Origin of the sequence: Nostoc linckia z4, from assembly GCF_002608075.1 — a bacterium.
Lineage (GTDB): Bacteria > Cyanobacteriota > Cyanobacteriia > Cyanobacteriales > Nostocaceae > Nostoc > Nostoc linckia.
In genome coordinates this window covers 1-10958 of the sequence record NZ_LAHA01000007.1, presented here as the reverse complement: position 1 = coordinate 10958, position 10958 = coordinate 1, and the positions used below count along the sequence as shown (strand labels likewise).

The 10958-nt window shown below is 42.6% G+C and carries 9 protein-coding genes; all 9 read left to right on the top strand.

The genetic code is table 11. The features are described from left to right. Positions 1-425: 425 nt before the first annotated feature. The 9 genes from VF06_RS08505 (at position 426) to VF06_RS08465 (ending at position 10571) form a co-directional block, all read left to right on the top strand. Entirely contained in the window at positions 426-1709 is a 1284-nt protein-coding gene (locus VF06_RS08505) for an aspartate aminotransferase family protein (protein WP_099072956.1), read from the top strand. Positions 1710-2141: 432 nt separating this feature from the next. Further along, positions 2142-2417 carry a hypothetical protein gene (locus tag VF06_RS08500; protein ID WP_099072955.1) on the top strand — a complete coding sequence of 92 codons (276 nt, stop codon included), beginning with the start codon at positions 2142-2144 and terminating at the stop codon, positions 2415-2417. 173 nt (positions 2418-2590) lie between these two features. Then, complete coding sequence (gene ccmP / locus VF06_RS08495) at positions 2591-3229, top strand: beta-carboxysome protein CcmP (protein ID WP_099072954.1); 639 nt, start codon at positions 2591-2593, stop codon at positions 3227-3229. Between the two features lie 3 nt (positions 3230-3232). Further along, entirely contained in the window at positions 3233-3427 is a 195-nt protein-coding gene (locus tag VF06_RS08490) for a hypothetical protein (protein ID WP_099072953.1), read from the top strand. 51 nt (positions 3428-3478) lie between these two features. Further along, positions 3479-4285 (top strand): pentapeptide repeat-containing protein, encoded by an 807-nt coding sequence (locus tag VF06_RS08485; RefSeq protein ID WP_099072822.1) that lies wholly within the window; start codon positions 3479-3481, stop codon positions 4283-4285. Positions 4286-5631: 1346 nt separating this feature from the next. After that, complete coding sequence (locus VF06_RS08480) at positions 5632-7338, top strand: fasciclin domain-containing protein (protein WP_099072823.1); 1707 nt, start codon at positions 5632-5634, stop codon at positions 7336-7338. 544 nt (positions 7339-7882) lie between these two features. Further along, positions 7883-9208: a DUF58 domain-containing protein gene (locus tag VF06_RS08475; protein WP_099072824.1), complete on the top strand. Its 1326-nt coding sequence runs from the start codon at positions 7883-7885 to the stop codon at positions 9206-9208. A gap of 74 nt (positions 9209-9282) precedes the next feature. Then, complete coding sequence (locus VF06_RS08470) at positions 9283-9837, top strand: pyridoxamine 5'-phosphate oxidase family protein (RefSeq protein WP_099072825.1); 555 nt, start codon at positions 9283-9285, stop codon at positions 9835-9837. Positions 9838-10004: 167 nt separating this feature from the next. After that, a complete protein-coding gene (locus VF06_RS08465) occupies positions 10005-10571 on the top strand; it encodes a thermonuclease family protein (protein WP_099072826.1) in 567 nt (188 codons plus the stop codon). The last annotated feature ends 387 nt before the right edge of the window (positions 10572-10958 follow it).

Here is a 10958-nt window from a genome sequence, read left to right as displayed (position 1 = left end):
TTCCCCTTTCCCCCTTCCCCTTTCCCCTTYCCCCTTTCCCCTTTCCCCTTCCCCCTTCCCCCAAACCACAAGGCAAGTTCATACTACTTATCTAAACCGTATTGGGCGATCGCTCATCACTCAACAATCAATTTTTTTTCATGACGCAGGTGCGTTAACATCAACATAGTCTCTAGCTAGATTCTCGACCCAAAAGTAGACAAAGCCTACACAGTAAAAGCTTGCGTAAAATCCTACGTGCCCATTAAATTGCAAAGTTACTCATGGTGTTGAACCCCACGGTTAACTGTCAACCGTCAACAGTCATCAAAACCCTGGACGATTTACAAAACCATTAGGCTTTTGCAGAATAAAAAGTAATTTTTTGAGATTTCTAGGAAACTAGTAAATAACTATATGATGAAAAACTTCCAGGAGGAGCGGTAGTGAGCTTACAAACTCTAGTTGAACAAACCACCATCCCCCCAAATTCAGGGTCTCTAACATCTAGTCCCTTTGATGCAGATAGCTTTAATGAAGCTGTCATGTCTACCTATGGGCGCTTTCCCTTAGCCTTAGAACGGGGTGCTGGGTGTCGGGTTTGGGATACACAAGGACGCGAATATTTGGATTTTGTGGCGGGAATCGCCACTTGTACTTTAGGACATGCCCACCCAGTGATGGTAGAAGCGGTGACGCGCCAAATCCAAAAGCTGCACCATGTCTCTAATTTGTACTATATTCCCGAACAAGGTGAATTAGCACAATGGCTCGTTGAACATTCCTGTGCCGATCGCGTCTTTTTCTGCAACTCTGGAGCTGAAGCTAACGAAGCAGCAATTAAATTAGCCAGAAAATATGCCCACACGGTATTAGACATTGAAAAACCGATTATTTTAACCGCCAATGCCAGTTTCCACGGACGGACTTTAGCAACAATTACCGCCACAGGGCAACCGAAGTATCAAAAATACTTCGATCCTTTAATGCCTGGGTTCCATTACATAAATTACAACGATATTAATTCTGTGGAACTGGCCATCAGCGAGTTGGATGAAGGCGATTATCGTGTAGCAGCGATTTTAATTGAGCCTTTGCAAGGAGAAGGCGGCGTGCGTCCAGGAGATGTTGCTTACTTCCAAAAATTACGGCAAATTTGCGACGAAACCGGAATTTTGCTGATTTTTGATGAAGTGCAAGTCGGTATGGGACGCAGTGGTAAGTTATGGGGTTACGAACATCTCGGTGTAGAACCAGATATTTTCACCAGTGCTAAAGGCTTGGGCGGTGGTATCCCCATCGGTGCGATGCTAAGCAAAAAATTCTGCGATGTTTTTCAACCAGGAGAACACGCTAGTACCTTTGGTGGCAATCCTTTTGTTTGTGGTGTAGCACTCAGTGTTTGCCAAACATTAGAGCGAGAAAATATCTTGCAGAATGTCCAAGACAGAGGCGAACAGCTACGAACTGGATTAAAAGCAATGGCGGCTAAATATCCCGATCGCATTAGCGAAGTGCGGGGTTGGGGTTTAATCAATGGTTTAGAGTTGCGAGATGACATTGCACTCACCGCAGCCGATGTGGTCAACGCTGCCATCCAAGAGGGTTTATTGCTCGTACCGGCCGGGCCAAAAGTTGTCCGATTTGTGCCTCCGTTAATTGTCACAGAAGCGGAAGTCAATACTGCTTTGCAAGCTGTGGAGCGAGCAATAGCGATCGCTATCAAATAAGCAACCTGTAAAATTTTGATTGGTAGTTTCTGCTTGGATACAACACATCAATCAATAGACATATCCGAAAATCAATGTGGAGACGTAGCAATGCTAGGTCTCTACAAGGGTTTCGGGTAACGCAGAATTAATTTCAGCAAATATCTAAATATCAGTTTGAGTGCCCAACATCATAAACGCAAAAGGGAAAGCTCCATCGGCTTTCCCCTTGCTATTTGTACTTATTTTTTCAAAGAAAACTTGTACAATTATCAAGGCGGTTTTTACTAACAGGTGGTTATCAGATGTAAAATTTATCGACAGCAAAATTTTTATATTTTGTGTTTTTCCATTCTTTATTTATGCTTGAGGAGGCAGGAGGCAGAGGGCAGGATAGCGCAGCTAAGCCGTGTTTGCGAACGTCGGCAGAAGGTTTTATTAACAAGGGGATTGGTGACCCTTCCTGCATTGTTAATGCATCGCCTCACAATTGAGTTGTATCGACTCGCAATTGAGTTGTATCGACTCGCAATTAAGTTGCATCGACTCACAATTGAGTTGTGTTGCCTCGCAATTGAGTTGTATCGACTCGCAATTGAGTTGTATCGCCTCGCAATTGAGTTGTATCGACTCACAATTGAGTTGTATCGACTCGCAATTGAGTTGCATCGACTCGCAATTGAGTTGTATCGCCTCGCAATTGAGTTGCAAGTAAGCGGACATAATTAAATATAAAATCTAAACCAGCGAAACCTTTTACTGTTGAGAGTTTTACCTCCTGCCCCTTGCCTCCTGCTTATTCCTGCTTCTTCCCCTGGAGCCTTTCTTCGATAAAATACCACAAGTTAGGCGCTCATATCGTGCAATAGATAACTTTTACCTCATGACTGGAGACCAAAATCTTGGGAATAGAACTACGCAGTTTCGTGTTTCTCGACAGCCTGCAACCTCAACATGCAGCATATATGGGAACTGTAGCCCAAGGTTTCTTACCATTACCAGGAGATACATCACTGTGGATTGAAATCTCACCTGGTATCGAAATTAATAAAATAACAGACGTAGCCTTGAAAGCCGCTTCTGTGCGTCCGGGAGTCCAGGTAGTTGAACGCTTGTATGGGCTGTTGGAAGTTCATTCTGGCTCCCAAGGTGAAACGCGAGCCGCTGGCCAAGCCATTTTGGCAACACTGGGAGTCCGAAGAGAGGAATGTCTCAAACCGCGTGTTGTTTCCAGCCAAATTATTCGCAACATCGACGCTTACCAAACACAACTCATCAATCGCACGCGCCGAGGACAGCTGCTATTAGCAGGACAAACGCTATATGTATTAGAAGTAGAACCTGCCGCTTACGCCGCCTTGGCTGCCAATGAAGCAGAAAAATCCGCGTCAATTAACATCCTTGAAGTGCAAGCCGTAGGTAGTTTTGGCAGGCTTTACTTGGGTGGAGAAGAACGAGATATTCTCGCAGGTGCAGCAGGAGCATTAACAGCCATTGAAAGCGTACCTGGTCGAAATCGTCAAAGTGGGCGTCAGGAATGAACAGTGGTCAATGGGAAGTGGGGGGATGAGGGGGATGAGGGGGATGAGGGGGATGAGGGGGACAAGGGAGACAAGGGGGACAAGGGGGATGAGGGAGACAAGGGGGATGAGGGGGACAAGGGAGACAAGGGAGACAAGGGGGACAAGGGGGACAAGGGGGACAAGGTAGATGAGGTAGATGAGGAGAATAACTCATAACTCCTAACTCCTAACTCCTAACTCAGCACTAATAATGGCAAAGGAGAGAAAATGGCAAATCGAGAGCATCTGAGTTTACTCAAAGCAGGTGCAGTTATATGGACTGAGTGGAGAAACCAAAATCCTGATATTCAACCAGACCTCAGCGCGGCGAATCTCCAAGGAGATAACCTCAGAGGTGCAAACCTCCAGGGGGTAAATTTGAGCAAAGCAGATTTACCCAATGCTTTACTTGTGCGAGCAAATCTCAGCAATGCGGAATTCAGTGGCGCAAACCTCTACAAGGCTTTGCTGATTGAAGCTAATCTGAATTTTGCTAATTTTAGCGTTGCTAATTTGAGCGGTGCTACACTTTCACAGGCAGATTTGAGTCATGCTAATTTTATTGGCGCTGATTTGAGTGAGGCAAATCTCAGAGGTGCTGTCATCGCTCATGCTAATTTGATTGGCACCGACTTAAAAAACGCTAATTTGAGAGATGCGGATTTAGATGCAGCAAAACTCATCCGGGCTAATCTTTGTTTTGCTAACCTCATTGAAGCTAACTTGATTGGGGCTGATTTGAGCGAGGCTAGTTTATACGAAGCGGAAATGTTAGGGGCTTATCTTTATAAAACCGATTTGTTTAAAGCTAATTTGACTAAAGCTCACCTGAGTGGCGCATATTTGTTATCTGCTAACTTGAATGAAGCAGACTTGAGCCAAGCAGATTTGAGTTGGGCTAATCTCAGACGTGCGAATTTGGCAGGGGCAAATCTGAGAAAAGCTAACCTTAGAGGAGCCGACTTAAGGGGAGCTAATCTCAGTGGTGTCAATTTTCAAGAAGCAATTATGCCTGACTCTTCAAAGCACGATTAACAAACAAGATATAGCAGAATTAAGAATTCAAAATTCAGATTAATTAATTGGTAAGGAATCATATAATGTCCGGTTAATCAAATTGAATAAAAATGTTTGCTTGTAGTGTCCGCGTAGCGTCTCGCACAGAGGAATAAAGTTCTCACTATAAACTCTTTATTATGGTTGATTTAAGTAGGCGGACACAATTATTTAGAAGACGCATTTCGACTTGGCTCAATGCTCGGTAAGCTTATTCCAAGAGGGTTGAACGCAGCGATGCACTGCGCCGCCCTGAGCTTGTCGAAGGGAGTCTGTCGAAGTGTCGAAACCCGGCGAGATCGGGTTAGTACAGAGGTGCGTTAGCCTACGGCATAACACACCCTACTGGACTGACACAGCTAAAATAGTCCATTAGCAAACTCTTGTGGGGTGGGCATCCTGCCCGCCCGGACGGGTGAGGACACCCATCCCACAATAAAATAGACCTTTTGCAAAAGTTACTTTTGCTCATAGGGGGAAAAGGGAAAAGGTTAATGGTTCGACAAGCTCACCAACCGGGAAAAGGGTTTTTATTTGCTCTTTCCCCCACTTCTCTTAGAAGTCTAATCTATTGCAACATTTAAGGCTTGCCACGCTACTACATTTATTGACATCTACGTATGACGTTTTTTTAGGTTGAGCTACTTATCATGTCCGGCTAATCACTTATGATTAAAATCTCTCAGCGTCCTCACGTCACTCAAATGATAAGTCTTTAAACGTACATGATATAAAATCTAATTTGCATTTCATCGCTAGTCAAAAATCTGGGATCGTTTAGTCTAAAATTTTGATTATATCGCTGATTTTCACTCTAGCATGATGAAATTTAGCATCAGCGACAACTATCTAAAGAGTGAAAATTTTAGCCCAAAGTACTGCCATTAGTTAGTTGTGTAAATTCGATAATAGCTCAAGAATATTACTTAATAGTGCTAAGACTGATTTTCCTTTCTTAAATATTAATAAATCTGATGATGCATTAAACTTGACCGCATTCACCCTTCTCGGCAATCATAAAGGGACGGCTTTAAAAGCCAATTAACGAGCGGCTTGAGTGCGATTCTAACCTGATGAAATCGCCCAACTGTAAACTGTCCTTATTATTGCAATATATTCAGATGACCACAGCATCTCATTTTATTCTTAGTGTTATCTGCGGTTATGGAAAATATAACAAAAAGTGAAAATTAAAAAGTAAAAAGCAAAAACTCATTTTCAATTCATTTCTAGTGTTAGATTTTGCCTTTTACCTTTTGCATTTTACCTTTTGAATTTTGTTTTTTGCCCGGTTCCATCACTTTTTTTTACTGGAGGATATTGTAATGTTTAATCTGTTTCGTTGGTCATCACTCAGAGTAGCTTTGCTAGTTTTAGGAATGACAACTGCTACAGTAGCTCCCATCGTAATTTCTACACCAGCTTTATCTCAAAATACTGTTCCCGATGCCACTCCATCTCCTAGTCCAGCAGCTACACCATCACCAACTTCAACAGTTAATTTATCAGATGTCACTTCAGATTACTGGGCACGTCCATTTATTCAAACTCTAGCTGACAATAATGTAATTAGTGGTTTCCCTGATGGCTCGTTTAGACCGAATCAATCTGTGACTCGTGCGGAATTTGCCGCCCTCATTCAAAAGGCTTTCGGTAATCAAAACCGAGTTCGCCAATTGAGTGCTGGTGGATTTAGTGATGTTCCTGCGGGCTACTGGGCGGCTGCGGCAATTCAAAATGCCTACGAAATCGGGTTTTTGTCTGGTTATCCTGGAAATGTATTTAGACCAAATCAACAAATACCTAAAGTAGAAGCGATCGTTTCTATCAGCAATGGTTTGGGCTTGTCTGCTAGCGATACAAGTGTTCTGAATACTTCCTATAGTGATGCTTCAGCTATCCCGAATTATGCGGTTAGTAGCGTAGCGGCAGCTACACAAGCTAATCTTGTTGTCAACTATCCAGATGTCAAACAACTCAATCCCCAACAAGCTTTAACTCGTGCAGAAGCAGCAGCACTTTTATATCAAGCTTTAGTTAGACAAGGACGCTTGCAACCCATTGCTAGCAATTTGCCAGCAGCTCAGTATGTTGTTGGTGGAGTTGGTAGTGGTACTCAAACAGGTAACGATATTGTTTCCCTGGCTGCATCCAGTAATTCTTTTAGCACACTGACTTCTTTATTAAAAACAGCCGGTTTAGCAGAAACTCTTCAACAACCAGGCCCTTATACAGTTTTTGCTCCTACTAACGATGCATTTGCCGCTTTACCTGCTTCTACTCTAGAACAATTGCAGCAACCACAGAACAGAGAAGCTTTAATTAAGATTTTGAGCTATCACGTAGTTCCTGGTGCGGTAACTTCTGGTCAACTTGCAAACGGCGAACTGAAAACCTTTGAAGAAAGACCGGTAAATATTCAAATCGATCGCGCTAACAATCAAGTCGCAGTCAATAATGCTAGAGTCATTCAAGCGGATGTCCCAGCTAGCAATGGTGTTATCCATGCAATCAACCAAGTCCTCATCCCGCCTGATATTAATCTTAGCCAGTTAAATCAGCCCCAAAATGGAGGCAATGCTAATGGTGGCACATCTGGTGTAGATGTAGGTAGAGCTACTCGCGGTGGTAGAAGCTATATCGGTGTTGCTGGTAACATTGGTTTGACTGGTGGTGATACAGCTTTGAGTGAAGGTAACTTTACAGTCATTAGTAAACTTGGTTTGACAAACTCCATATCAGTAAGACCATCAGTGCTGTTTGGCGACGATACAGTATTTTTAGTTCCTTTAACTTATGATTTCACTCCACGTGCAGCAGGTTCCGTGGGTCAACGAACTCTCAGTATAGCTCCTTACCTGGGTGCAGGCGTAGCCATTGAAGCTAATCTCGATACTGATTTTGGATTATTGCTCACTGGTGGTGTGGACGTTCCTCTAGGTACTCGGTTCACCCTTACAGGCGCTGTAAATGCCGCTTTCATGGATGAAACTGATGTCGGCTTGTTATTAGGTGTTGGTTACAATTTCTAAGCAAGCTGCTAACAGCATTTGGCATTGCACATTTCTTTGTGTTGGTTGCTAACTGTTGACGGTTGACAGTTAACCGTAAATCGTTAAAGAAGGGACTGTGCAGTTTAAAAGCCTAATAATTTATTATAAGCGCCCAAACAAAGGGCGCTTTTTTTGTGTAGGGTAGTAAGCTGTGTTGTCTTACAACCTTTAATAGCGTGCTAACCTAAAGTTTAAACTGCCTTGCAAAATTTTCTATCGTTGACGAATACAACAGATTGCAACTTGGTGAGTTACAGATTATCGTAGGTCACACAGCTGTCATTAGTGTCAACTTAAGCTTAAACGCTTGTTCCACAGCCGTTTTACCCCACCCCTCAATCCCCTCCCCGCCTGCGGGGAGGGGAGGTTTTGGCTTTAGACAAAACCGGGGTGGGGTGACTGTGGATTAATTACTAATTGAGTAAGTTTGCTCTAACATCATTACAAGGGTTTTACGTTAAGTTGACACCAATGCACAGCTGTGCGCCCCTACCCAAATCTAAAATTGCTTAACTGGAAAAAAATGGTTCCTTCTAAACGAGTTTATTTATTATTACTTTTAGGAATTGCCATCGCCTTTGTCCTATCGTTTTTTCTCACCATCAAAACAACCATTGTCATCACTTTGTTATATGATGTCGTAGTTCTGCTATTAATGGTTGCGGATGGTTGGCAAGTGCGGCGTTATCGCGTGCAAATTACCCGCGAATTGCCGCCACGGCTATCCATTGGGCGGGATAATTCAGTTGTGTTAAAAGTAACATCGCAAAAAGCCAACGCTCAAATTCAAATCCGCGATTATTATCCAACAGGTTTTGGCGTATCTGCACCGGCACTAGAGGCGATTATTCCCAGTAACAGTACCCAGGAATTAACTTATACTGTTAAACCGACACAACGGGGAGAATTTCCTTGGGGAAATATTCAAGTTAGACAATTGGGGCTTTGGGGGTTGGCTTGGGATGATTGGCAGATTTTACAAAGTTTGCCAGTGAAAGTTTATCCCGATTTAATTGGGTTACGATCGCTCACAATTCGCCTAACACTGCAATCATCGGGGGCTATGCGCCAAGCTAGGCAAACGGGTATTGGTACGGAGTTTGCCGAACTGCGGAATTATCGCACTGGCGACGATTTACGCTTTATTGATTGGAAAGCCACCGCCCGACGAGTTGGTGCTTATGGTAACTCACCGCCATTGGTGAGGGTTTTGGAACCAGAACAGGAACAAACTCTGCTGATTTTACTCGATCGCGGCAGACTGATGACTGCAAAAGTCCAGGGTTTGCAGCGATTTGATTGGGGTTTAAATGCAACTTTATCCTTAGCTTTGGCGGGGTTACATCGCGGCGATCGCGTTGGTGTTGGTGTATTTGACCGCCAGATGCATACGTGGATTCCCCCAGAACGCGGTCAACTTCATTTGAATCAGCTAATTGATAAACTAACTCCAATTCAACCAGTGTTATTGGAATCTGATTATTTGGGCGCAGTGACAAACGTTGTCCAGCGACAAACTCGTAGGGCGCTGGTGGTGGTGATTACTGATTTAGTTGATGTCACCGCTTCTATGGAATTGCTGGCTGCACTTTCCAAGTTAGCACCACGCTATCTACCATTTTGTGTGACATTGCGAGATCCGCAAGTAGATCGCTTGGCGGATACTTTTAGTGAAAATGTTACAGGTGCTTATGTGCGTGCTGTGTCATTAGATTTATTGGCACAACGACAAGTGGCATTTGCTCAACTGAAACAAAAAGGTGTATTAGTATTAGATGCACCAGCAAATCAAATTGCTGATGAGTTGGTTGAACGATATCTGCAATTGAAGGCGCGAAATCAACTTTAAGTTTGTTGACAGTTGACAGTTAACAGTTAACAGCCAAAAATATGTGCAAGTAAAATGTTCTTGGCGAATAATTTATGTTGGAATCTGCGAATGCTACGAATCGATGGGTGAATACAATTGATTTCCAAAATCCAGAAGTGATTGCTAAAGCTTTTCGGATTATGGAAAATAACATTTATTGTACTTTGTCTACTTGTTCTTTTGATGGTTATCCTTGGGTATCCCCTGTATTTTTTGCCTATGATGATAACTGCAATATTTATTGGAGTTCAGCTATTGAGTCGAAGCATTCGCAGAATTTATACAACAATGATGGTAAGGTGGCGATCGCTATTTTTAGTTCCAGCGTTTCTCAAGGTACGGCAGATGGTTTATATCTTTATGGAACTGCATCAGAATTAAAGCCAGAGGAAACAGAAAAGATTTTGCAGTTACTTTTAAATCGTGCCCCAAGAAAACACAATCGCACAGCTGATGATTATTTAAATGATTCCCCCCGCAGAATATATCAGTGTCAACCCCAAGAAGCTTGGGTAACTGGGGAACGATTACCTTTTGATAATCAATTAATAGATACAAAAGTTCAGATATGTTTGCAATCTTTGGGAGAGTATATGAATAAGAATTAAGAATTCAGAATTCTGAATTCAGAATTCAGAACTCAGAATTCAGAATTCTGAATTCTGAATTAATTAGGGTTGCGTCTACTTTCAAAGTCTTAGTTTTTTGAAAATCGGGGTTTATTTGCAAATATTAGAGGTTGTTTGACAAGTTTCAAATAATTTGGTGAATTTGCATGAAAAAATTAATTAAAGTAATGGTATTTTGGCTTTGTGCAACTATCCTAGTTTTAGGTTTGATGGGCTGCGATCGCTTGATTAGTAATTCTGGAGATGCTGTTGAGCGAGTGAGTGATGGTGATACTATAGTAATTAAAGATGCCAATGGTAAAAATGTTACTGTGCGTTTTGCTTGTGTAGATGCGCCAGAAATAGCTCATACCAATAAAGAAAAGCAGAGTAAAAGTACTAGCGATCGCAATCAATTTAGTTGGGGTGTGAAAGCTCAAGAACGCGTGCAACAACTCGTACAGCAAGGAGGCGAACGCGTCACCTTGAATATTACTGATAGCGATCGTTATGGGCGTAAAGTTGCAGAAGTCCGCTTAAAAAATGGCACATTCATCCAACAAGTATTATTGCAAGAAGGCTTAGCTAAAGTATATCGTCCTTATTTAAATAAATGTCCCAGTAAAAACTTAATTCAACAAGCCGAAGCACAAGCCAAAGAACAAAAGCTTGGCATTTGGAACGATACCAAATTTGTCAATCCTTGGGAATATCGGGCTTTATATAAAAAATGAAAAAGGGCATAAGACATGGGGAAAGGGGAAAGGGAAAGGGGGAAAGGGGGAAAGGGKAAAGGGAAAGGGGGAAAGGTTTGGTATTTTCCCTTTCCCCAATAAAGATGTATCCCTTTGACCACAAGAGTCCAAAAAGYAATTGATTGCAAGAGGTCTAGTGAACAGTCAACGACCTGAATCGGAACAATTTATTTTTTGGATTYCCCTTTCCCCTTTMMCCTTTCCCCTTTAACCTTTCCCCTTTMMCCTTTCCCCYTTMMCCTTTCCCCYTTCCCCTTTYCCCTTTCCCCTTTCCCTTTTCCCTACTTCTCTTAGAAGTCTAAGCTCCATCGCGCTGCCCAGGCATGAGAAAATCAGGTAATATAATCGCGACAGTTGCGATGATGG

Excerpts from the sequence above, each read along its gene's own strand:
- VF06_RS08470 (WP_099072825.1), top strand. The coding sequence starts at position 9,283 with ATGTTGGAATCTGCGAATGCTACGAATCGATGGGTGAATACAATTGAT.
- VF06_RS08475 (WP_099072824.1), top strand. The coding sequence starts at position 7,883 with ATGGTTCCTTCTAAACGAGTTTATTTATTATTACTTTTAGGAATTGCC.
- VF06_RS08465 (WP_099072826.1), top strand. The coding sequence starts at position 10,005 with ATGAAAAAATTAATTAAAGTAATGGTATTTTGGCTTTGTGCAACTATC.
- VF06_RS08485 (WP_099072822.1), top strand. The coding sequence starts at position 3,479 with ATGGCAAATCGAGAGCATCTGAGTTTACTCAAAGCAGGTGCAGTTATA.
- VF06_RS08480 (WP_099072823.1), top strand. The coding sequence starts at position 5,632 with ATGTTTAATCTGTTTCGTTGGTCATCACTCAGAGTAGCTTTGCTAGTT.